This is a genomic window from Flavobacterium foetidum (assembly GCF_004634245.1).
Classification (GTDB): Bacteria; Bacteroidota; Bacteroidia; order Flavobacteriales; family Flavobacteriaceae; genus Flavobacterium; species Flavobacterium foetidum.
In genome coordinates this window covers 114,630-138,181 of sequence record NZ_SJTF01000002.1, presented here as the reverse complement: position 1 = coordinate 138,181, position 23,552 = coordinate 114,630, and the positions used below count along the sequence as shown (strand labels likewise).

The following is a 23,552-nucleotide window of genomic DNA, read 5'->3' as shown; positions in this document are numbered from 1 at the left end:
GCTTACTTCTTGGGGAAACCCACCAAACTCTTAATTTGTATCAGCTAGTTCATTACACTCAAATTTCAGGTCAAGTGTTTCTTACTTCAAAACTCTTTTAGGTAGAACTCAGAAACACAATTATCTAAATTTTAAAAATTAAAAAAATGAAAACAAAAGAATTATTAAAAATCAGTTTACGTCAAAATGCTATTTTCATTCCGTCAGAAATGATTGCGAATGACTCTAAAAATTTATCAGGAACAACTTCAGTTTTGTTAGCCAATGTTTCAAAACTTGGATTTACCTTTTCTGAGTCATTGCTTCATGCTTTGAACAACGTAAACCCAAAATATAAAATCGAGGTTTTAGAAGTCTTGAGAGAAGTTCTAGGAACTGATAAAAACTGGACGCCATTAGTGAAAGAATGGAATGTTCCAACAGGAGAATCTGTTTTAGATCATGTAGTTACATATTTTTGGAATGTTTTAAATATAAAAAGAGGAACAACTTTACAATGCGGCCATACAATCCCAGATAATACTTTCCCATTAGAAAGATACAATGGTTGCCCGTTCTGCGGCACTCCGTTTGAATTCGGTAAACTGGAAAATATCGGACAAGGAAGCAAATTGAAAATATTGGAATTATGGTCAGAAAAAGACCTAAATGATTTCTATATCTCATTATTGCAATCCAAAACCGCTTTAGATGCTACTCAGGTAGATAGTTTAAAATTGGCTATGCACTATTTGCCTTTACCAAAAGGAGAAGTGGCTATGAAAGAAACTTTAATGCTGGTGATCGATCTTTTGATTGAAAATGGTAAGGAAGACCAAGCGTCTCAGTTTTTGAAAACGCCAACAGATATCTTGCGATACTTGTGGTACAAAAACACAGGAATGCTTCAGATTATTGAGCCAAAAACGATTATCAAAAGAACATCAAAAAATGCACAGCATTTCCATAATGTTTTAGATACAAGCGTTCAGGCGAGAATTGCATCTCAAAAAGATTTAAAACTTAAATATTCCCGAAAAGAATGTTTAATGGTGGCAAATTGGCTAAACAATATGAACATGGACGTTGAGGCGATGTGTGAAACGATGCATCCAAAAAGAGGAATGTGGGTTCGTTTTATCCGTGCGTTGCGTTTGGCAGAATACAGCAAAAGAAAAGGGTTTGAGAAATTGAACTTTTTAATGGATGTTTTCTACAACCAAGTGTACGACGTTTGGCAAAGCAAAGTGAATTCTTCAAGATTGAAATTTGATGCCGATAAGACATTTGCCTTATTGAAACAACGTCCAGGATTATTTGCTCGTTCGTTGTTTTCGAATATGCTTTGGTTCGGAGCAGAAGAAACCATTGCTCATTTTGAAGAAATCATCGATAAAGTTCCAGCTCGATTGGTGTTTACTTTGAATATGTATGCTCAAAATTATTTTGATAAAAACATGCAGAGAAGCGTGAAACCTTTGGGTGGAACAAACAAACGAATTGGTGCCAATCAGTTGTTGGGATTATACGAAGATTTTCAGTTGGAAGAAATGAAAAATCAAATCGAGAAATTATGTCTTTTGGCTATGAAAAAACGATTTGCTTCTGTTCCAAATACTAATAAAACGATCTATATCGATCCACAATTGTTTAATATTCCGGTTTCTATTGGAGATCGAAGCGATACTGTTCAGGATTTGCCAGTTGCTTTAATGGGAACACGTTTCCCAGTTGAAGGAAACGAAGTGCGATTGTTTATGCAGTGGGGTAAAGATCTTCCTGCACAACATTTGGATATGGATTTAAGCTGTCATATTGCTTACGAAGACCGTTCAGATATTTGTTCTTTCAGCCGATTGACGACTACAGGTTGTCAGCATAGTGGAGATATCCGAAGCATTCCGAATAAAATTGGAACTGCCGAATATATCAACATCAACATCGACGAATTGGCGAATGCCAAAGCTAAATTTGTAACTTTTACTTGCAATGCGTACAGCAACGGAAGTATTACGCCAAATTTAATCGTAGGTTGGATGAACAGCAAATATCCGATGAAAATTTCGGAAAGAACTGGTGTAGCATACGATCCGTCGTGTGTAGATCATCAGGTTCGTGTAACTCAGAATGTTGCTAAAGGTTTGGTTTTCGGCGTGTTGGATGTAGCCAAAAGAGAAATCGTTTGGTTAGAGATGACTTTCGGAGGTCAGGTTGTAGGTGGTTTGGACTTCAAAGGAGTTCGGGCGTTATTGGCAAAACTAAACAGCAAATTGAATATTGGTAATTTGTTGCAACTTAAAGCAGAAGCTCAAGGTTTAACAATCACCGAAAACGAAATTGCTGATGAGGTTTACACAGCGCAATGGGCGATGAACCCAGCGGTTGTTACGCAGTTATTGGTGGATTAAAAAATTAGAAACCACAGATTCTTAATTGAATTTGTGGTTTTATCTCAAAAATAGAAAGATGATTACAATTAAAGACCTTAAGTATAAAATAGAAAAGAAGTTTCAAAAAATAAAACTTTACAATGATATTTATGGATTTCAAATTCAACCTAATAGTAAACTTGTAAATGGTATTAGCAGAAAAGAAATAGATCAGTTACAAATATTATTTGGATTTGATTTTCCTTGGGAATATAGAGAAATGCTTTCACTTTTTTCTAATTTAGATAGACCAACAATTTCAATTAATCCAGAAGATGAAACAGATATAACATTTAATCAGGATAATTTCTTTTATCAATACCCAGAGGATTATGAAAAATCAAGATGGATTATCGATGAACTTAATGATAACAAAGCTGAAGCAGAATTAGTTCTTACTGAAGCTGGATTTGATGTTTCAAAAATAGTAGGATTCATACCAATGTATCATCACCGTGTTCTGGTGGTTTTTGAAGATAAATATCTATCGCCGGTTATTTCTGTTTGGGGAGCTGACATTATTATGTTTGGAAATAACCTGAGAGAGTATTTAAAATATGAACTCATATCTAGGATTAGATAAAATTAATAATATGTGTCATAGCAACGTAATTGAAACGGGATATAACTAAGAGTAGAAAATCTGTTTGAATCTGCAGAATCTGCGTGAAAAAAATCTTTCGAGTTATACTAACCACACAGTTTGTCATTTCGACCGAAGGGAGAAATCTCCACAAGTAACTCCGCAACGAAAAGCCAATCTTTGTAGAGCTTCTCGCGAAGATTTCTCCTTCGTCGAAATGACAAACTTTGTGTTTAATACTTAAAGAAAAACCTTAGCGACTTTGCGAGAACTATCTCTTCGCTGAGCAAAAAAAAATAGAAATAAAAAATCTACGCAAAATAACTGCGCAGTAGTAAAAGACCTTTGTCACTATCAAACTTTGTCACTTTGCCACTAAAAAAAACAAAAAAATGAAAACACAAATAAACGGTACAGATATATTAGAATTAGGATTCCCAGAAGGAAAAATAATTGGGATTGCCTTAAAAATAAACAGCAAAAGAAACGGATTCACAAGAGACGAAATGATTGCTCATTACAAAAACGTCTTAGAAACCCCAGAGAATTATATAGACGATAAAGTGTTCAGCAAACTGGCTGTGGCTTTAATTGAAAAATCGAATGAAAAACCAGAAGATTTCATTGCTTTAAATCAGAATCCGAATGCGTATTCGGCTTACGGATTGGATCATATCGAAGACGGAGCCAGAAAACAAATGGAAGTGGCGATGAAACTTCCTGTTACGGTTGCCGGAGCTTTAATGCCAGACGCGCACCAAGGTTACGGATTACCAATTGGCGGCGTTTTAGCAACCAAAAATGCCATTATTCCGTATGGTGTTGGAGTTGATATTGGGTGTAGAATGGCGTTGTCGGTTTACGATATTCCGGAAGATTTTTACTTTGAAAACGAAGCCAAATTCAAAAGAGAATTAATAGCGAATTCTATTTTTGGAGCAGGTCACGGATTTCACGGTCAGTACAAATCGGATCATGCGGTTTTGGAGAATGAAACTTTCAATATGAATCCGTTTGTGAAGAATCTGAAAGATAAAGCGTGGTCGCAATTAGGATCTTCGGGTGGTGGAAATCACTTTGTGGAATTCGGAATCATGGAATTTGCCAAAGACGATACGGTTTTAAACATCCCAAAAGGAAAATACGTCGCTTTGTTAACGCATTCCGGTTCACGCGGAATGGGCGCAACCATTGCCGGACATTATACTAAAATTGCCAAAGACGAATGCCGACTTCCAGAAGTAGCCAAAAACTTGGCGTATTTGGATATGAATTCACAACTAGGTCAGGAATACTGGATGGCGATGAACTTGGCGGGAGATTACGCTTCGGCTTGTCACGAGATTATCCATAACAAAATGGAACGTGCTTTGGGTGCGACGATTTTAGCCAAAGTCGAAAACCACCATAATTTCGCCTGGAAAGAAACCTGGAACGGCGAAGAAGTGATTGTACATAGAAAAGGTGCAACTCCAGCCGGAAAAGGCGTTATGGGAATCATTCCGGGAAGTATGACCGCACCAGGATTTTTGGTGAGAGGAAAAGGCCAAGAAAATGCAATAAACTCCGCTTCGCATGGAGCAGGAAGACAAATGAGCAGAACCCAAGCCATAAAAAATATCACCCAAACCGAAATGAAATCGATCCTGAACCATCATGGCGTTACGCTTATCGGAGCAGGTCTTGACGAAGCCCCAATGGCGTATAAAGATATCAATCAGGTCATGGAAGCGCAGAAAGATTTGGTAGATGTTGTGGCGAAGTTTACACCGAAACTGGTTAGAATGGCAGATGATGGGAGCCGTGAGGACTAGTGGTCAGTGATCAGTTTTTAGTGTTCAGTGTAGAGACGCTTTTTTAGTGTTCAGTCTCAGCCTCAGTTTTCAGTGTAGAGACGCACAGTAGTGCGTCTAACGCTTTGTGGTGATTTTAACCGCAAAGTTCGCTAAGATTTACGCAAAGTTCGCAAAGATTTTTCCGCACAGTTTGTCATTTCGACCGAAGGGAGAAATCACACGCGGGATTCGACAAAGATTGGCGACATTCTGGCGGAGTTTCTAGTGCGATTTGCTTCGCCTGTTCGCTATCGCTCGAGTCTCCTCCGTCGAAATGACAAACTTTGTTGTTAAAGATTTTTTCACGCAGATTTAAAAAAAATTAAGCAGATACTCGCAGATTATTTATAAAAATCATTTAAATCTGCTAGAATCTGCAAAATCTGCGTGAAACAAAAACTTAGCGTCTTAGTACCTTAGTGGCAAAAAAAAATAATAACCAATACAAAGAATAAAAAAAACTTTGTGCCTTAGCGCCTTCGTGGCAAAAAACAAAAAACATGAAAACATATATAGACATAGGAATCAACCTAACCAACAAACAATTCCAAAACGACATAGACGATGTCGTACAAGACGCGCTCGACGCCGATGTATCGCAAATGATACTCACAGGCACCAGCATACGAAATAGTGAAGAATCTGCTAAGATTGCGAGGCAGTATCCGGGTGTGTTGTACGCTACGGCGGGAATACATCCGCATGATGCCAAGAGTTTTGATACGCAGAGTATTTCGAAACTCAGGAAATTATTAGAACTGAAACACGTCGTTTCGGTTGGAGAATGCGGACTCGATTTTGATCGTGATTTTTCGCCCCGAAACAAACAGGAGGAATGTTACAAAGCCCAGCTCGAATTGGCGATTGAAGTACAGAAACCTTTGTTTTTGCACGAAAGAAGCGCTTTTAGTTCGTTTATGAATATTACCAAAGACTATTTACCGCAATTGCCAAAAGCCGTTGTGCATTGTTTTACGGGAACGTTGCAAGAAGCTAAAACTTATCTTGATAACGGATTTTATCTGGGTTTTACGGGAGCGATTTCAGATGCCAAACGTTTTAGTCATTTAAAAGAAGTCATTCAGTACGTACCGCTCGACCGAATGATGATTGAAACCGATGCGCCGTTTATGCTTCCTAAAAATGTCCCGAAAAACCTCTTGAAGAAATACCACGAACGCCGTTGCGAACCTGCTTTTCTGCCGTATGTTGCCGGAACTATTGCACAGTTTAAAGGAATTACTTTGGCTAAAGTGGAGGAGGAAACGACTAGGAATTCTAAAAGATTTTTTGGGATTTAAGTCCTAATTATAAAGATTATTTGTTGCCTTTTAAATCAGGTGTTTGTACTTGGTTTGAAGGCTTTTTGTTTGTATATATTTGAACAGCTATGAAGAAAAAACTTAATGTATTTAAAAATGAAATAATATTCTATTATTTGTTGTTTACGGATTACCGTAATGCTAAGAAAATTAATATAGCTAAGTTTGAATAAAACAATTAAGAATATGAAAATAAAACAGATTCAGGTTGATAATTACCGTCTTCTTCAAAATTTTAAATTAGATTTAGAGGATGAACTATCGTTAGTTTTAGGAAAAAATAACACTGGAAAAACATCTATTTTGTCAGTACTTGAAAAGTTTATAAATTCTGAAAAAAGTAAATTTACTTCTGAGGATTTTAATCTCGTTTTTAAAAATGGATTAGAGGATTTAATTAAAAATTCAGCTGAGAAAACAGAAGAAGAATTTAAAGAATTAGGAAAAGATCTGGGAATAAAATTAAGATTAGTAATTGAATATTTTGATAACGATGACTTATCAAATATATGCAATGTAATGATGAACTTAGATCCAGATAATAATAAAGTAGTGTTAGGATTTAATTTCGTGATTAATTTTGATGGGTACAGAAAATTTAGAAAAGAATATTCTGAATTTGAAAAGAAAGAAAAGTTAAAATTTGAGAAAGGGAAAATAAAATCAGAGGATAGTGAAGAAGTTATAAGTACCTATTCACCACGTGGATTTAATGAATTTTTTAAACAAAATTTCACGGAATATTTTAAGCTTTATAAAGGACCGTTGGAATGGAATCTTACTAAAAGTGAAATAATTGAATCTACTCTTGTTGGTAGTGAAAATTTTAAAGATATTTTAAATTTTAAATCTATTAAAGCTAAACGTGATGTAAATAATAAAGAAACAGACAAAACTTTATCTAAGCAAACTTCTGAGATTTATAAAAGAGAAGAAACAAGTGAAGAACAAAAAGAAAAGATTGAAAAATTCACTGATGAGTTATCAAGTACAGATAAGACTTTAACTGGAATTTATGCAGATATTTTTAAAGCAGTTATATCTGACATAAAAAAATTTGGAGGACTTCAGGAAAATGAGACAAATATTGAAATATTTTCAACATTACAGCAACGTGAATTACTTGAAGGCAATACAACCGTAATGTATTCACATGAAAATAGTGATAAGTTGCCAGAACATCACAATGGTTTAGGTTATATGAATTTGATTAGTTTAATTTTTGAAATCAAAATTCAAGTTGAAGAATTTAAAAGAGGAAAATTAGAAAAACCATCAGATATTAATTTATTATTTATTGAAGAACCAGAAGCACATACACATCCTCAAATGCAATATGTTTTTATTAAGAACATAAAGGAATTATTAAAAGGAGGAATAAATAAGAAACTAAAAAATGATGAAGGTGAAGAGAAAATAATTCAACGAGAGTTGCAATATATTGTGAGTACGCATTCATCTCATATAGTTGCAGAAAGTAAATTTGATGATATTAAATATCTTAAGAAGCTTAATAAAAATGAAGTAATATCTAAAAATTTAAAGGATCTCGAAAAAGAATATAACGAGAAAGGTCAACAGCAAAATTACAAATTCTTAAAACAGTATTTGACTCTTAATCGGGCTGAATTATTTTTTACAGATAAAGCAATTTTTATAGAAGGTGATACAGAAAGAATTTTATTACCAGCTATGATGAAAAAAATTGATAGCGAGTATCCTGAAAATAAATTATTATCTCAAAATATTTCGATTGTCGAAGTTGGAGCTTACTCTCACATTTTTGAAAAGTTTATAGATTTTATAGGAATGAAGTCTTTAATAATAACCGATATTGATAGTTATTATCTAGTTCCTGCAATGGAGAAAGATAAAACTACTCCTAAAAAAAAGGCTAATGGCGAGCCAGAATTTAAAACTCAAAAGTGTCCTGCAAATGCGCCAAGTTCAGATAAAACCTCAAATCATTCATTGTTGTTTTTCTATGGTAAAACATGTGACGATTTAAGTTATTTTAAAGAGCTTCTATTGGAATCAAAAACTCTAATAAAAGATAAAAATAAGGAGTGGAAAGTTGACAAAAAAGGAAAATTGTTAATTGTATATCAAACAGAAGAATTAGGATATCATGCTAGAAGTTTTGAAGATGCATTTTTTAAATTAAATGAAGATTTTATATCTAACCCAAGTAATGAATTTGAATCATTAACAAATAAATGGATTGAAAAATTTAGAATGGACAAAGATCCTTTTCAATTAGCAGAAAAGGGGGTGAATAGTAAACCTTCTTTAGCAATTGAAATCCTGCGAAATAGTGCATCTGATGTTAGTGGAAATGAATATAGTAATTGGCAAATCCCTGCCTACATAAAAGAAGGATTGTTATGGCTGAAGGAAGATTAGAAAAAGTAGAAAGAAAAGATGAATTTCAGCTAATAATGGAACTCATTAGAAAAGGAGATAATTTCCTTTTAAGTGGTGGAGCAGGTAGTGGAAAAACCTATTCTTTGGTTCAAGTCATAAAAAAGGTGATTGAAGAATTCCCTACTGTCAAAGTAGCATGTATGACTTATACGAATTCAGCTGTAAAAGAAATTGAAGAAAGAGTTAATCATGAGAGTTTAAATGTAACAACTATACATGATTTCTTATGGGATAATATTAAAAACTATCAAAAAGAACTGAAGAAAGTCTTAATAGAATTAATAAATGATGAAGCGGTTGATAAGATTGAACTTATAAACAATCAAAAAGTTGGTGAAACATATTATGACGGAATTGAAGAAATAAAGTATTCATATCAAAGCGTGCAATTACCTCAAGGAATAATCTCACATGATGAATTATTATTGCTTGCAAATAGGATGTTTAAAAACAGTAAGCTGTTATGCGATATAGTAAAAGATAAATTTAAATTCATTTTCATAGATGAATATCAAGATACACATAAAGAGGTTGTAGAAATATTTTTAGATCATTTAAATAAAAGTAAAAAGCAAAATATCATTGGTTTCTTTGGAGATGCAATGCAATCTATTTATGATGATGGTATAGGAAATTTAGATGTTTATTTAAAAAAAAATAAAGTAGTTGAAGTTAAGAAAATTCAAAATAGAAGAAATCCAAAATTAGTTTATGAATTAGCAAATAAGTTAAGAACTGATGGCATTCAACAAACTCATTCAAATGATGAAAATGCTCCTAACATGAATTCTAAAGAAGAAGTTAAATTAGGCGATATTAAATTTATTTATTCTAAACATGATGATTTGGAGAAAGTTAAAACATATTTAGGATGGGATTTTAAAAAATTTAAAGAAACTAAAGAGTTAAATCTTACGCATAATTTAAATGCGAAAAAAGGTCAGTTCACCACTTTAATGGATATATACAACAATGATAAAATCCTTGAGTATAAAAATAATATCGTAAAGCACCTGAAAAACTCAACAGATATTGTCATATCAGATGATGATACTTTTGGTGAAGTTATAGAAAAAGTAAAATTACCGATGACTGGACCAATAAGCTCATTTATATCTTTAAATCCCTTACTTTTTACGGAGGCAAAAAATTATAAATTTGTAAATTTTAGAAGAATTTATTTGAGCAGTGAAATCTTAACAGATGATAAGAAACAAGATGAAGATGACGAAGCTAAAAAAGGGTCAAAAAGAGATCATCTACTAAAACATTTATTTAAAATTCAAAACAATATAAAATATTATAAAGATGCTAAATATTTAGAATTTTTAAAAGAAACTGATTACAAAGCATATTTAAAAGAAAACAAACTTATATTTAATATTGAACAAAAGAAAGTTTTGAAAACAAATATCGATAAACTTATTAATGTTGGAAATAAGACTATTGAAGAAGTTATTAATGAGGCTCATGAAATGGGAATATGTATGAAATCATATAATTTATTAAAGTTTCAGACAGAAAAAGCATATGCTTATAATAGAATAAAAAAAGTTAGTTTTTCAGAATTTCAAAACGTTTACAATTATTTAGAAGGCTTAACAAATTATTCAACTCAGCATAAAGTCAAAGGGGATGAATTTGATAATGTTCTTGTAATTCTTGATAATGGTAATTGGAACAAATACAATTTTGAATATGTTTTTGACAGTTTAAATCAAGAAAAAATTCTCATTGAAGGAAAATCAAAAACAAAGTCTAAATTAACGTCATTTTATAATACTCTGCCGAGAACTCAAAAGATTTTTTATGTTTGTTGTACAAGAGCAAAAAATAAGTTAGCTGTTTATTATCAAAGTCCAAGTTCGCATGTTATAAGTACAGCTGAAAAATGGTTTGGAGTTGATAATGTTATTAATTTGGATGCAATCTCAATTAGTTAATATTGTAGGTAAATACTTATTTTGTAAAATAAAAACTTATATTTGTCATGTCAAAATAAATCTAGGATTATATCCTGAAAACTTAATACAAGTTAATAATAAGCGAATCCCTCATTCACGTTGCTGGAGCTAGTGATAGCCCTAATTCCACTCCTTGTAGTGTTTTGACACAACCGAAGATGAGGGCTTCGTGCGTTTAAATATTTTCGAAAATGTCAAAAGAAAATCAAAAACCAACACATCGTGATGTAGTGCCATCCGTAATTAATTTCCTTTCAGACGAATTGTTTGAGGGAGATTACAAAGAACAGCCCCTGTATTTGCAGGAAATCTTCGAGCTCTTAATGCATACAGAGTTTGGCGACGATATCAATTTAAGGCACAAAATCCTGAGCTGTTTAAGAACCAGCCGTAATCTGGTAGAAACCTTATCGCCATTTTCAGAGAAACAGATTTATAAGGCTTGTAGTAGCAATCGTAAATTAGCCCAATAAAAACTTAAACCCTGCAAATACCAATTTGCAGGGTATTTTTTTAGTATTGGTTTGTAATTTTATAAAAGAGATTATAGAAAATAGTTTCCACAATCTTGTCATTTCGACGGAAGAGACTCGAGCGATAGACGAACAGGCGAAGCAAATCTTCGTGAGCCAATCTTTGTAGAGCTACTTGTGGAGATTTCTCCCTTCGGTCGAAATGACAAAACGCCGTCAATTCGTCCAGTATGTCATTTCGAGGAACGAGAAATCGCACGCGGGATTCGACACAGATTGGGTTTACTTTGTGGAGTTACTCGCGAAGATTTGCTTCGCCTGTTCGCTATCGCTCGAGTCTCGTTCCTCGAAATGACAAACGAAACGAAAAATAATTGTGCTCAAGAGTTTATTTCTAATATTTTTTTTAACATTAAATAGACATTATTTTAAGAATAAAATGATTTAAAATTCTTACATTACCGCCTCAAAAATAAAAGCCAATTAAAGATGAATATAAGCATCTCAGTAAAACAATTAGGAAAAAAACACCCCCTTCTTCAGGACAAAAGTATAGCGCTGGCTATAGAAAATCCTGTCATTACCACACAAAAACTGATTGAATCGATTGTAGAGTATCAGGTACAATTATTTCATTCTTCTTCTTTTGAGTTTGAGGACGAAGACAAAATCCATCTTCCAAAAGAAAATTATCTCCCCATTTTAACCGATACCGGAAAAGTGGGTTTTGGAGCGCTTTATAACCACAATAAAGTCGATTTGGCCAAAGCTCAGGAAAATGCCATTATAGCTTTTGAAGATGGTTTATACGCTGTTTTTTACGGCGACGACCAGCTCGAAACTTTAACCGAGGTAATCGATTTATCCAAAAACAAATCCATCACTTTTATCAGGCTTACGTTCTTGGCGGGAAGCTACTGGTAAATCAATTAAAAATTAAAAATTGAGAATTAAAAATTGTTTTTGCAATGGCAATTTCAATGACAAAATTCAATTAAAACTAATTTATGTGTTGTTTTCTGCAACTCATAACCCATAACTCATAACTGTAAAAATTATGACAATTGAAGATTTATTAAAAAGCAAAGTAATCGAGAATCCGATTAAGAGATTCAAAAAAGAACTGGAGGAAATTGTAAACAGCAATGTGGTTACGAAATTACTTACGGGGTCAAAACTCAAAAAAGAAGTCGCTGCATTTGGCTTGGAATTGGTAAAGTTTCAGGACAATTATTACGGCAATTATATTTCTTTAGGCTCAAAAGAAGCCGAAAAATTCGAAAAGCTGGTAAAAGAAAATATCTGGGAAGATAAAAACTATTATGACCTTTTGGTTTTCTTTTTCGGACCAGAAAATGCCGTTTTTGTAAAAGATGCTTGGAACAGACTGCCGCAAAAAATGTATCAGACGGGATATTCCAGACGTTCTTTTAGAGCACCAAATCACAAGAAATATCTATTGGTGAATCAGGTTAATTTTCTGCGTTCTTTGCTAAACGGCGCCAGCAAGTACAATTATCAAGACGGCAAGACATTTTACTACAATTTGAGTATCGAAGATCAGATTCGCTACGATACGGAGATTTCGAACTCGCACAGCCAGTTTATGATTTGGTCGTCGGCACTTGATTCAGATAAAGAAAATCTGTATGAGCTTTTTGAAGATATTATTTTCAATAAAGACCCGCAGGGAAAAGTTTCCCGAAATATCATCAAAGCGCTTTTAAACAGTGAGAAAAAAGAAAACTGGGAATTGGTAGAAAAATTATTGCTCTCGGCACAGCGTCAGGAAGGATTGCGTCAGGTGGTTCTGGAAGCGTTGGACGAAACCAGTATTGGCGCTTTGCAATTTATGATCAAAGTGATTATCGATAATAAACTGAGCCGTTTTTCATCAGTCGTAAGAGCTATCGATACGTGGACAGGTTTAGGCTGGGAAGCTGAAAAAGAAACGACGGTTCGCAATATTCTGGATTTGGCTTACGGTTATTTTTCGAATCCCGAAACCATTCCGACAGGCATCCGCAGTAAAAATAACAACGAAGCCTATATGGCACTTTGGGTTCAGGGTGTTTTAGATGTTGAGAAAACAGTTCCGTTTTTGCATGAATTATTGGAAAAAGGTTCGGTAGAAAAGAAATGTCTGGCGCTAAAATTTGCCGGAGAAACTGCCGATCCGTATATCGAAATGCCGCTTTATTTTAAAGCTTTAGACGACGAAAATCTTCAGGTTTTGGCATTTGCCGTTCCAAGAATGAACGCGCTTTTGGATGCCAACACCAAATCGAAATATTACATAGAAAATGCCGATTATCCGGATTTCTTCAATAAAGTCTATAATCTGGCACAGACGATAACGGTAAAAGAAAAAACATTTGAAGGAAAAGTATTTTCATGGCTGCATGCGAAGTTCGAAAAAGATACTTTGTATTCGTCTGCCATTAATTTAATTGGCGATCATAACGACAGATTAGAGCTGATTTTAGGTCAGTTCGAGAGTTTCTCTATCAATTTAAGAGAAAAACTGACGCGTCAGATTCTGGGCGATTATTACTGTTATTCGTTTTACAGTTTCCAAAGCAACGCTGGAAAAGAGAAAAAAGCACCAACCGATTTCCAGAGAAGTTTTGCTTTAAGAATCTTAAAAGACAGGGGAGAATCTCTTGTGGCTTCGGCAATCTGTACGTTGAACAATCTAACGCTTACCACTGAAGAATTGGGAACTTTTCAGGAATTGTACAAGCGTAAAAATTCTAATTTAAAGAAAAACCTAACATCGATTTTACTAAAACAGGAAGACCAAAATATAGTTTCTTTTGTAGAGACCATTGTAGAAAAAGGCGATATGGAACAACGTATGTCGGCTTTGGATATTATGTTGCAATTGCAGAAAAACAACAAACTGACCGATAAAGTAAACGATTGGGTAAAAGCGTATTCGGCAAGACCAAAAATCACCGAAAAAGAAACCAAATTTATCGAGCAGTTAGAACCGTCGCAAAAGAAAAACCTGTTAAGCGCCGAAAACGGATACGGATTTTTTACACCAAATCAGATTTCAGCTTATGCTTTGCCAAAAGTAGAAACCGATTCTTTGTATGCCAAATCGGTTAAGACTGAGCAATACGGTTTTTCAAAATCGATGTCGCACATTAAAAATGAAATTTCGAAATTGTATCAATTATTTGAGGACAACCGAAATTATGAATACGAAATTGAAAATTACGATAACAGCAAACAAACGGTATTGCTTGGAAATACTTTCAGACAGTTAAAAAATCTGAAAGACGAAAAAGACAAGGAAGTTTTGGCTAAAAATTATCCTTTATATGAAGTTTGGTCTGGCTGGTTTGAAAATTCTGGACTGAATGAAAGAGATCTGTTTTTAATGACTTTGGTAAGCAATTGCGACCGAAAAGTGTGGCGAGATTTCCTAGAAAAACATGTTTTTTATTATAAAGAATTGTTACCGCACCCTAACAAAAGAGGTTACGATTGGGACAATGCGATTCTGAATATTCTAAATGCTTTAAAGCTAAAATATGTCTTTAACGAAGAAACAGATTTTCTGATTGATGCTTGTACGACTTTGTATGCCGATCTTCCGCAGTCTGTTTTGGAGTTTGAATACAAACCGGGAAAAGACCAATATTATTACAATTCTGGTAACGGAAACGGCTGGCAGAATCAGGGCTTTTTTGATATTTATCTAAACAAAATAGATTTAAGAATTTTAACCAAAGATCAGGAAAACAAGCTTTGGAACTTGTACAGATGGAGACAATTAAACGGATTGGAAAGAAATATTTCGTACACCAAACCGCCGATTCATTTATACGCTACTGCTTTTGAACAGAACTTAATTACAGAAGGCGAATTGTACGAAGGTATTTTGGAACCAGAAAGAATTTCGGTTTTAACAGGCGGAACGAGACATTACAGACATTTTGGAAGTGAAGAATTATTGGTAAGATTCCCATTCCTGGTTGCAATGATTGATAAAATCCGCGAAGCATTTTTGGATGTTGAGGTTAAAAGAGGCGATTCGAATACTTCGGTTACGCCTTTGGTGCAGAGTTTTCAGAAAATTTACGGTATCAATCGTTTGGTCGAAATGCTTACCGCACTTGGAAAAGCAAGTTTGTACAAAGGCTACATTTATTCGTGGAGTTATACCGAATTGACGAAACAAAAACTGTTCAGTTATTTGCTGAAAAGATGTTATCCGTTAGAATCAGATACACAGCAAATTTTTAATGATGCCGTTAAAAAAGCTAAAATCTCAGAAGAAAGATTAATTCAGACCGCTATTTATGCGCCACAATGGCAAAAGTTCATCAGCAATTATTTAGATTGGAAAGGTCTAGACGAAGGAATCTGGTGGTTCCATGCGCATACTAAAACAGCAAGTTACAGCGCTGTCAATTCGGAATTGGAAAGTGAGGTGGCAAAATTCTCTTCTATCGATTTACAGGATTTTAAAGACGGAGCGGTTGACAAAGATTGGTTCGTTTCGGCTTATAAAAAATTAGGCAAAGCCAAATGGGAAATGCTGTATGAATCGGCCAAATATGTAACAGACGGAAACGGGCATCGTCGCGCGCGCTTATATGCAGACACGATTACAGGCGATTTGAAAATTAGAGAAGTTACAGCCAAAGTAAAAGACAAACGCGATCAGGATTATTTGCGTGTTTACGGTTTGGTGCCTTTGAGCAAAGCAAGTCCAGAGAAAGATATTTTGGCGCGTTACGAATATTTACAGCAGTTTAAAAAAGAAAGCAAAGAATTTGGTTCGATGAAACAGGCGAGCGAAGCTTTGGCAATTCGTGTGGCGTTAGAAAACCTTGCTAGAAATGCAGGTTATCCAGACCCTGTTCGTTTAACCTGGGCGATGGAAACCAAACAAATTCAGAATATTTTATCTAAAGAAACTGAAGTTAAACTAGATGATGTAACCATCAGTTTGGTCATCAACAAAGAAGGAAAAGCCGATTTGGTTACGTATAAAGGCGATAAAGAATTAAAATCGATTCCGCCGAAATACAAAAAAGACAAAGCAATTCTGGAACTAACGAATTATCGTAAAACCATGCGCGAGCAATGGACACGTTCAAGAAAAGGTTTGGAAGAAAGTATGATTCGTGGCGATGAGTTTTTATTCGCAGAAATGCAGAATCTTTTCGAACATCCGATTATTTCGAAGCATTTAGAAAAACTGGTGTTTATTTCCAACGAAAATCAAATAGGTTTTTATGTAGACGGAAATCTGGTAACGGCTTTAGGAGAAATGATTTCGTTAAACGAAAAACAGACTTTTAGAATTGCACACTGTTTTGATTTGCATAAAAATAATGTTTGGACAGATTATCAGAAATATTGTTTTGATAATAAACTGCAACAGCCGTTTAAACAGATTTTTAGAGAATTGTATGTTCCAACACCTGACGAATTAAAAGAGAAATCAGTTTCAAGACGTTATGCAGGACATCAAGTACAGCCAAATCAGACTTTAGCATTGTTAAAAGGAAGAGGCTGGAAAGTAGATTACGAAGAAGGATTACAGAAAGTTTTCCATAAAGAAGGCTATCAGGTAAAAATGTATGCTTTGGCCGACTGGTTCTCTCCGGCAGATGTCGAGAGTCCGACTTTGGAAACAATTGAATTTCATTCATTAAAAGATTATAAAAACGTAGCTTTTGAAGATATCAATCCGAGAATCTTCTCAGAAGTAATGCGTGATATTGATTTAGTTGTAAGCGTTGCCCATGTCGGAGGTGTAGATCCTGAAGCGAGTCATTCTTCTATCGAAATGAGAGCGGTTTTACTGAGAGAAACATTGCGTTTGTTCAAAATCAAGAATGTCGAAATTACAGGAAACCACGCCATCATAAAAGGACAATTGGCAGAATACAGCGTGCATTTAGGAAGCGCTGTGGTACATCAGCTTCCGGGTAAATATTTATCGGTACTGCCAATTCATTCACAGCACAGAGGACGTTTGTTCCTGCCATTTGCAGACGACGATCCAAAATCGGCTGAAGTAATGTCTAAAGTTTTGTTGTTTGCTAAAGACAATGAAATTCAGGATCCGACTATTTTGAGCCAGATTGATAAGACTTATGCATAATTAAGATATTGATTAGACCTAACAGGTTTTAAAAACCTGTTAGGTCTTAATAAGATTTCAAAAAATAAATATGAAACGGAATAAAATTATTGTACTCGATTGCTCGAATATGTAGTAAATTTACTTGTTAATGGATAGCACAGAACGTTAACACAAAATCAAAACAATGATAGAGCAACATTTTTTGAACAATATTTTTAAAGTGAATGACTTTTCGAAGAAAGAGTTGGAAATGATTATTCCTAAATTCAAGCAAGTAACTTTTTCACAAAATGATTATCTGTTAAATGAAGGCAAAACTGAAAATCATTATTGGTTTATTGAAAGTGGTTTTGTGCGTTCTTATGTGGTAGATACAAAAGGCAATGACATTACCACAAATTTCTATACTGCTGGAGACATTGTTATCGACTGGATTTCTTTTTTTCTTAGAAACCCAACTAGAGAAAATATTCAGGCTTTGACAGATTGTGTGTGCTGGCAGTTAGACTTTGAAACTTTTCAGCAACTTTTTCACAGCATACAAAGTTTTAGAGAGCAAGGGCGAACCACACTTGTGAACAGTTATTTTTCATTAAAAAAGCAAAGCGTATCTATGATTGCTGACCAAGCCAAAGAAAGATACATCAGGCTTGTAAAAGAAAAACCACATATTGTTCAAAATATTTCCCTAAAATATATTGCGACGTATTTGGGTATTACTGACACTTCATTAAGCCGTATACGAAAAGAAATTTCAGGCAAATAGTTTTCTTGCCCTATGACAAGTTTTATTTTTTTTGATGAGTGTAGGTTTGCATGGTTAATACATCACAAAATAAAACTTTAAAGAAATGGAAAATGAAAACAATATTTGACGCCAAAACCGTTACGGAATTAGTAAACAGAATAAATTCATTACAAGCAACCAGTAAAGCCCAATGGGGAAAAATGGATGCTTACCAAATGCTGAAACATTGCACATTGAGCGAAGAAATGTTTCTGGGCAAGAAATTGTACAAGCGTTTATTTATTGGCAAATTATTTGGAGGTATGGCTTTAAAAAGCATTCTGAAAAACGAATCCCCAATAAAAAAAAATCAGCCCACACATCCCGAAATGAAAGTTACAGGAAAAGGAAATTTTGAAAACGAACGAATCAAATGGATTGAACTATTGCAGGCTTACGCAACGTTCTCTAATCCCAAATTTCTTCATCCGTTTTTCGGAAAAATGACAACAGAACAAATTGGGAATTATGTTTACAAACATACTGATCATCATTTAAGGCAGTTCGGCCATTAAACGTTTGCTATGCTATCAGTCATTTTTATTATCATAGCTCTTTTGTCTTTTCTTCTGTTTTATTATGGAACTGGTAAGAACAAAAGGGTTTTGCTTGTAACTGCTTTATGGATACTAGTGGTGGGTGTAGTTTCGTATAGTGGATATTTTACAAACACTTCGGTAAAGCCACCAAGATTTTTGGTAGTAATGTTGGTTTCAGTCTGCTTATCGATGTTTCTATTTAAAATAGTAAATAAAAACAATCTCAATATCAACTTCATATTAGCCATTCACGCACTTCGATTACCAGTTGAATTGGTACTTTATGAATTGTTTCTTCTAAAGAAAGTTCCAATTTTAATGACTTTTGAAGGCTGGAATTTTGATATATTGATAGGTATAACGGCATTGTTTTTACTGCTCTATTCATGGTGCACAAAAAGCAGATTTTCCAAAATATTCATTTTGATTTGGAATATAGTTGGGCTTATTTTTTTAACAACAATTGTTACTATTGCCATACTCTCATCTCCATTACCTTTGCAACAATTAGCATTTGATCAGCCCAATATTGCGGTATTGCAATTTCCATTTATTTACTTACCTGCTTGCATTGTTCCAATTGTTTTTGTCTCGCATCTTTTGATGATAAAAACTTATAGACACAACTGACTATATTACATTAGAGAATAAAACAATGAAATTCAATATCCAACTATTTTGAGCCAGATTGATAAGAGGTACGTTTAATTAAGTATTTTATATTAAACCTGACAGGTTTTAAAAACCTGTTAGGTTTCTTCATCATAATAAATAAATATAAAAATCCGTTTAAATCCGCGTTTTCGCAATAGCGAATCCGTAAAATCCGTGTCCAAACAGAATTAATTTCAATTTAGAAACTATTTGGTGCGTTTTGTTGTAAAAATTTTGTTTTCAGAAAAATTTGTTAAATTAATATAAATTGAACTACATTTGTGCCCGTAATTAAAAACAGAAAAATACATATGAGACTTTCAATAGCAAAATATTTTGACCACTTAGCAGGATCACTTCCGGCTAAAGTATCAGGATGCAATATGTATTTTTATGAAATTTAAATGTAAAATTTAGAGTCAAACTCATCATAAAATAGAAAAAGCGTCCACATTGTAGGGCGCTTTTTTGTTTTTAGACAATTTGATTTCGTCGAATAGTACAAAAAGGAGATTGGAAAATGATTAAAAAGAAGTCTTATCTAAAAAAAACTAAAAAAATAATTGACCAAATGTTTAATGATTAATCAAAATAGCGAAATATAATCTTGAGAAGTAATCTAATGAGTAATAGTCATTTGCTAAAAAGATAAATCTGCATCGGTTTGCGGACAGGAATTTCTTTGTTTTAATTTTGAGTATAACTAATTGATGGTCAGAAAAGTAATCTTAAAAAATATTTGCAAATATGATTTTTTCGACATTATCTTTGCCGAACAAAATTGAAACACAGCGTTTCAAATAATAACAAGAATTTTTAAAATATATACAGCATATAAAATGGCTTTACAAAATAAAATATCATACGGATTACCAGTAAGCGCAAGATTTAATCTTGGACGTTTCACAATACAGGTGCATCAATATTGGCAATAGGATAGTTATATCACGTTGAATTTTGTAAAGCACCTTTGATCGGGTGTTTTTTTTATGCTTATTGGTTTTTGCCACGAAGGCCCTAAGACGCGAAGGTTTAAAAAGCTATCAAGAATTAAAAAGCTTTGCGAGAGATTCTAAAGATGCATTAGCGAGCAATATTCTTGCAATCCCGATAGCTATCGGGAGTCAAGACACAAAGTCGCAAAGATTTTGAGAAGATATAAAAAGAAAACGTTGAGCCTTGGCGCCTTTGTGGCAAAAAATAAAAATGTACGCAAAATAATTGCGTAGTGTAATTTGAATATTTGAATAAGAAATAAAAGTTCTTTTAAAAACTGAAATACAATAAAGTTTAGGCTTTGTTTAAAAATATCAAACAAGTCCGGTTGAGTGTTTCTGTATAGCACCATTGTAGGGAACTTTTCGCGAAAGCGTATCATGTTTTTCTATGCAACTTTATTTGGAGGTTTTGATGGTTTTCCATAAAACTATCGTACGATCTATGTGTCATGGGTTCGATTCCCATCCGCAGTAATGCGGTAACTCAGTTGGTAGAGTAATAGAATGTTTACGCAGGTTCGAATCCTGCACCGACTATAACTCGGTTAGACAAGTGGCTAGTCAACAGACTGAAAATCTGTAAACAGTAGAGACCATCACTCTTAAAAAGATGACCAGTTAGAAAAACTGATTTGTCTTTGTCAGTGAAAATAAGATCCAGATTCTTCAGGACTAAAATTTCACACTCATGATGAAGCCAGTGCGAAAAGTACTGTTTTTTGAAACACTTGTTTTCTTTTCGGTTTGATTGTTAAAATGATTTGGGGATCATGAAGACAAAAGATAATCGGAAACAACTCAGGTAAACAAATGACAACTTTTCACCCGCTTTTTTCGGAGGATAAAGGCAAGGAGGTTTTTTATTAAAGGAAGTTATAAGTTAAATGTTAGACGTTTGACTTTTAAATAAAATAGAATAAAGATAATAGAGGATAGAGGTTTTATAGATTTCGGAACATGAAACTTTAAACCTGAAACAAAATAACCATGATAAAGAAAATTAAAATCGGAGCATACCAAGTGGGCTTGGTCTTCGAGAACAGAAAATTAGTGAAAGTAGTAGAAGAAGGTTTACACTGGATTTTTGGAAACAAAAATGTGTTGATCTACGATATGAATGCCGTTTTTCAGGCTCCATTTGAATTGAATATTTTATTGGAAAATGAAGTTTTGGCTTCAATGCTTGAAATTGTTGAGGTTGCCGACAACGAAATTGTATTACAGTTTGTGAACGGAAACTTTAAGGAAGTTTTAACTCCAGGAAGATATGCTTTCTGGAAAGGAATTGTGAAAAATGAATTCACAAAAGCTGATTTGTCAAAAATCGAAATAACAGAAGACATTAAGGTAAACTTATTGGAAAATGTGAAAATGAGATACTTCGTAAGAAAGTTTGTGGTAGCGAGCAATGATAAAGCGTTGTTGTTTGTGAACGGAACTTTTGTAAAAGAGTTGAAATCTGGAACACATTACTTCTGGAACAACACGATTACAATCGAAGTAAAAACAATCGATATGAGACAACAGCAAGTTGAAATATCAGGTCAGGAATTGTTGACTAAAGATAAAGCAGGATTGAGAATCAATTTCTTTGTGAGATACCAAGTGGTTGATATCATGAAAGCTTTGATAGAAAACAAGGACTTTGAAAAGCAGTTGTATGTAGCAATGCAATTGGCTTTAAGAGCTTTTATCGGAGGTTTGACCTTGGATGAATTGTTAAACAAAAAAGATGCTATTGCCGAAGAAATTCTGGCAGAAGTGGCTTCAAAAATCGAAAACTTAGGTTTGAAAATTTCAGATGCCGGAATAAGAGATGTAATTCTTCCAGGCGATATGAAAGAAATCATGAATCAGGTTTTGGTTGCGGAGAAAAAAGCACAGGCGAACAGCATCATGAGAAGAGAAGAAACGGCCGCAACAAGAAGTTTGCTAAACACAGCAAAGCTGATGGAAGAAAATGAAATGTTGTGGAAGTTGAAAGAGATGGAATACGTGGAGAAAATTGCAGACAAGATTGGTGAAATCACCATTTCAGGCGGCGGAAACGTAATTGGTCAATTGAAAGAAATCTTCGTAAAGTAAAATAGAGCCATTAGCAGTAAATGTTGATAGTTTAAGTTTAATAATAAAAATTTAAGGATGAATCAAGAAATAGGTTTTACGTCGTGCCATCAGTTTGGTCAAGACGGTATAGTTGAGCTTAGTGAATCTGCGTTTGCCTCGGTCAAAGAGGTAAATGCGGAACACATTAAGCAATGGAAAAAGAAGGTTAAGTCTAGAGATTACCCCATTTAGAGGTAGTTATCCAGTAAGCTAAAGGTGTTTTTAAGCTTGCACTGGAATCTCAAGAATACCTAGTCTTTCCTGAGATTCCCAAGAATGCAAAATAAAAAATACCATGCAAAACAATACACTAAAAAAATATAAAAAAGCGATTATAAATAAATATGAGATAGAAAAAGGAGGGAAATACTTTGATTATTTGTACAAGCCTTCTCGTGGAAAACTGCGTGATTTGTGTTGGCTTATTTTCGAAAATAATCCAACGAAGGATGACTTGAATGTCTTCAGTAACTTCCTGTCTCTGGATTTTGATCATACCAAAAAGAATAAGTTCAAGGAGAAAAAAGACAAGTTCAGACCTATTGAAACTTTCTTTAAAGGAGAAACAGATTTGTCAAATATTGACGCTATAAATATGGCTGCTATTTTGGTAGATTTTCATCCAAGACCTTTCAAAAAGTTTTACGAAAATTCTAAAACGGAAGAAATAAAATCAGTTAAACGGATTGAAAAGGTTAAAGCAGTTTTTGAAAAAAAGAATTCTGAGAAAAAGCTTGAGAAAAAGAAGAAGATAAGTTTCTTTCTGGATTTCAAAAGCATGTTCTTCTAATGGTTTGCCGCGAAGGCGCAAAGACGCAAAGTTTTTTTTTAGCCACACATTCCACAGATTAAAAGGATTATTAGAAAATCTGTTGAATCTGCTAAAATCTGCCAAATCTGCGTGAAAAAATCTTAGCGTCCCTCGCGTAAACCTTTGCGCCCCTTGCGGTTAAAAAGACTCGCAAAGTTTTAGCCACAGATTACACAGATTAAAAGGATTATTAAAAAATCTGTTGAATCTGCTAAAATCTGCCAAATCTGCGTGAAAAAATCTTAGCGTCCCTCGCGTAAACCCTTGCGTCCCTTGCGGTTAAAAAGTTTTAACCACAGATTACACAGAGTAAAAGGATTAAAAAATCTGCGAGAGAATAAAAACTTAGCGTCCCTTTGCGTAAATCTTTGCGCCCTTGCGGTTAAAAATTTTTAGCCACAGATTACAGATGCTCAATATTCCGTTGGAGGGAACACATCATCGGGGTATAGACGATGCAAAAAATATTGCCAAGATTTTGAATTGGTGCCTTAAGAAGTAGAATTTGATTTTTAGTTGTCAAACGATAGATGATA

At 34.0% G+C, this 23,552-nt stretch carries 14 protein-coding genes, 1 tRNA gene and 1 pseudogene; all 16 read left to right on the top strand.

The window, feature by feature from the left end:
* Window positions 1-146: 146 nt before the first annotated feature.
* Window positions 147-2,387, top strand: coding sequence for a hypothetical protein (locus E0W73_RS02925; protein ID WP_135220598.1), 2,241 nt, complete (start codon window positions 147-149; stop codon window positions 2,385-2,387).
* A 58-nt stretch (window positions 2,388-2,445) separates the two neighbouring features.
* Window positions 2,446-2,991, top strand: a complete 546-nt coding sequence (locus E0W73_RS02920; RefSeq protein ID WP_135220597.1) for a hypothetical protein — start codon at window positions 2,446-2,448, stop codon at window positions 2,989-2,991.
* Between the two features lie 392 nt (window positions 2,992-3,383).
* Window positions 3,384-4,805 carry an RtcB family protein gene (locus E0W73_RS02915; RefSeq protein ID WP_135220596.1) on the top strand — a complete coding sequence of 474 codons (1,422 nt, stop codon included), beginning with the start codon at window positions 3,384-3,386 and terminating at the stop codon, window positions 4,803-4,805.
* Window positions 4,806-5,326: 521 nt separating this feature from the next.
* Window positions 5,327-6,127, top strand: a complete 801-nt coding sequence (locus E0W73_RS02910) for a TatD family hydrolase (RefSeq protein ID WP_135220595.1) — start codon at window positions 5,327-5,329, stop codon at window positions 6,125-6,127.
* A gap of 207 nt (window positions 6,128-6,334) precedes the next feature.
* Entirely contained in the window at window positions 6,335-8,551 is a 2,217-nt protein-coding gene (locus E0W73_RS02905) for an AAA family ATPase (protein ID WP_135220594.1), read from the top strand.
* Window positions 8,533-10,515 carry a UvrD-helicase domain-containing protein gene (locus E0W73_RS02900; protein ID WP_135220593.1) on the top strand — a complete coding sequence of 661 codons (1,983 nt, stop codon included), beginning with the start codon at window positions 8,533-8,535 and terminating at the stop codon, window positions 10,513-10,515. Before E0W73_RS02905 ends, E0W73_RS02900 begins: the two co-directional genes overlap by 19 nt.
* Window positions 10,516-10,727: 212 nt before the next feature.
* Window positions 10,728-11,009, top strand: a complete 282-nt coding sequence (locus E0W73_RS02895; RefSeq protein WP_135220592.1) for a hypothetical protein — start codon at window positions 10,728-10,730, stop codon at window positions 11,007-11,009.
* Window positions 11,010-11,498: 489 nt separating this feature from the next.
* Window positions 11,499-11,933 (top strand): hypothetical protein, encoded by a 435-nt coding sequence (locus E0W73_RS02890; RefSeq protein WP_135220591.1) that lies wholly within the window; start codon window positions 11,499-11,501, stop codon window positions 11,931-11,933.
* Between the two features lie 133 nt (window positions 11,934-12,066).
* A complete protein-coding gene (locus tag E0W73_RS02885; protein WP_135220590.1) occupies window positions 12,067-17,139 on the top strand; it encodes a DUF4132 domain-containing protein in 5,073 nt (1,690 codons plus the stop codon).
* A 232-nt stretch (window positions 17,140-17,371) separates the two neighbouring features.
* Complete coding sequence (locus E0W73_RS02880; protein ID WP_244248422.1) at window positions 17,372-17,887, top strand: Crp/Fnr family transcriptional regulator; 516 nt, start codon at window positions 17,372-17,374, stop codon at window positions 17,885-17,887.
* Between the two features lie 92 nt (window positions 17,888-17,979).
* The gene (locus tag E0W73_RS02875; RefSeq protein ID WP_135220588.1) at window positions 17,980-18,423 is read left to right on the top strand and encodes a DUF1569 domain-containing protein; all 444 of its coding nucleotides are present in this window, start codon (window positions 17,980-17,982) and stop codon (window positions 18,421-18,423) included.
* 9 nt (window positions 18,424-18,432) lie between these two features.
* Complete coding sequence (locus E0W73_RS02870; protein ID WP_135220587.1) at window positions 18,433-19,077, top strand: hypothetical protein; 645 nt, start codon at window positions 18,433-18,435, stop codon at window positions 19,075-19,077.
* A gap of 1,500 nt (window positions 19,078-20,577) precedes the next feature.
* Window positions 20,578-20,636: transfer RNA gene (locus E0W73_RS21345), tRNA-OTHER, on the top strand.
* A 450-nt stretch (window positions 20,637-21,086) separates the two neighbouring features.
* Window positions 21,087-22,184 (top strand): slipin family protein, encoded by a 1,098-nt coding sequence (locus E0W73_RS02865; RefSeq protein ID WP_135220586.1) that lies wholly within the window; start codon window positions 21,087-21,089, stop codon window positions 22,182-22,184.
* A gap of 316 nt (window positions 22,185-22,500) precedes the next feature.
* Window positions 22,501-22,995 (top strand): hypothetical protein, encoded by a 495-nt coding sequence (locus E0W73_RS02860; RefSeq protein ID WP_135220585.1) that lies wholly within the window; start codon window positions 22,501-22,503, stop codon window positions 22,993-22,995.
* Window positions 22,996-23,419: 424 nt separating this feature from the next.
* A pseudogene (locus E0W73_RS21545) lies at window positions 23,420-23,518 on the top strand (DNA polymerase III); the annotation flags it as partial.
* Window positions 23,519-23,552: the final 34 nt, after the last annotated feature.

Excerpts from the sequence above, each read along its gene's own strand:
- E0W73_RS02880 (WP_244248422.1), top strand. The coding sequence starts at position 17,372 with ATGATTATTCCTAAATTCAAGCAAGTAACTTTTTCACAAAATGATTAT.
- E0W73_RS02915 (WP_135220596.1), top strand. The coding sequence starts at position 3,384 with ATGAAAACACAAATAAACGGTACAGATATATTAGAATTAGGATTCCCA.
- E0W73_RS02910 (WP_135220595.1), top strand. The coding sequence starts at position 5,327 with ATGAAAACATATATAGACATAGGAATCAACCTAACCAACAAACAATTC.
- E0W73_RS02900 (WP_135220593.1), top strand. The coding sequence starts at position 8,533 with ATGGCTGAAGGAAGATTAGAAAAAGTAGAAAGAAAAGATGAATTTCAG.
- E0W73_RS02865 (WP_135220586.1), top strand. The coding sequence starts at position 21,087 with ATGATAAAGAAAATTAAAATCGGAGCATACCAAGTGGGCTTGGTCTTC.
- E0W73_RS02870 (WP_135220587.1), top strand. The coding sequence starts at position 18,433 with ATGCTATCAGTCATTTTTATTATCATAGCTCTTTTGTCTTTTCTTCTG.
- E0W73_RS02890 (WP_135220591.1), top strand. The coding sequence starts at position 11,499 with ATGAATATAAGCATCTCAGTAAAACAATTAGGAAAAAAACACCCCCTT.
- E0W73_RS02925 (WP_135220598.1), top strand. The coding sequence starts at position 147 with ATGAAAACAAAAGAATTATTAAAAATCAGTTTACGTCAAAATGCTATT.
- E0W73_RS02895 (WP_135220592.1), top strand. The coding sequence starts at position 10,728 with ATGTCAAAAGAAAATCAAAAACCAACACATCGTGATGTAGTGCCATCC.
- E0W73_RS02905 (WP_135220594.1), top strand. The coding sequence starts at position 6,335 with ATGAAAATAAAACAGATTCAGGTTGATAATTACCGTCTTCTTCAAAAT.
- E0W73_RS02885 (WP_135220590.1), top strand. The coding sequence starts at position 12,067 with ATGACAATTGAAGATTTATTAAAAAGCAAAGTAATCGAGAATCCGATT.
- E0W73_RS02875 (WP_135220588.1), top strand. The coding sequence starts at position 17,980 with ATGAAAACAATATTTGACGCCAAAACCGTTACGGAATTAGTAAACAGA.
- E0W73_RS02920 (WP_135220597.1), top strand. The coding sequence starts at position 2,446 with ATGATTACAATTAAAGACCTTAAGTATAAAATAGAAAAGAAGTTTCAA.
- E0W73_RS02860 (WP_135220585.1), top strand. The coding sequence starts at position 22,501 with ATGCAAAACAATACACTAAAAAAATATAAAAAAGCGATTATAAATAAA.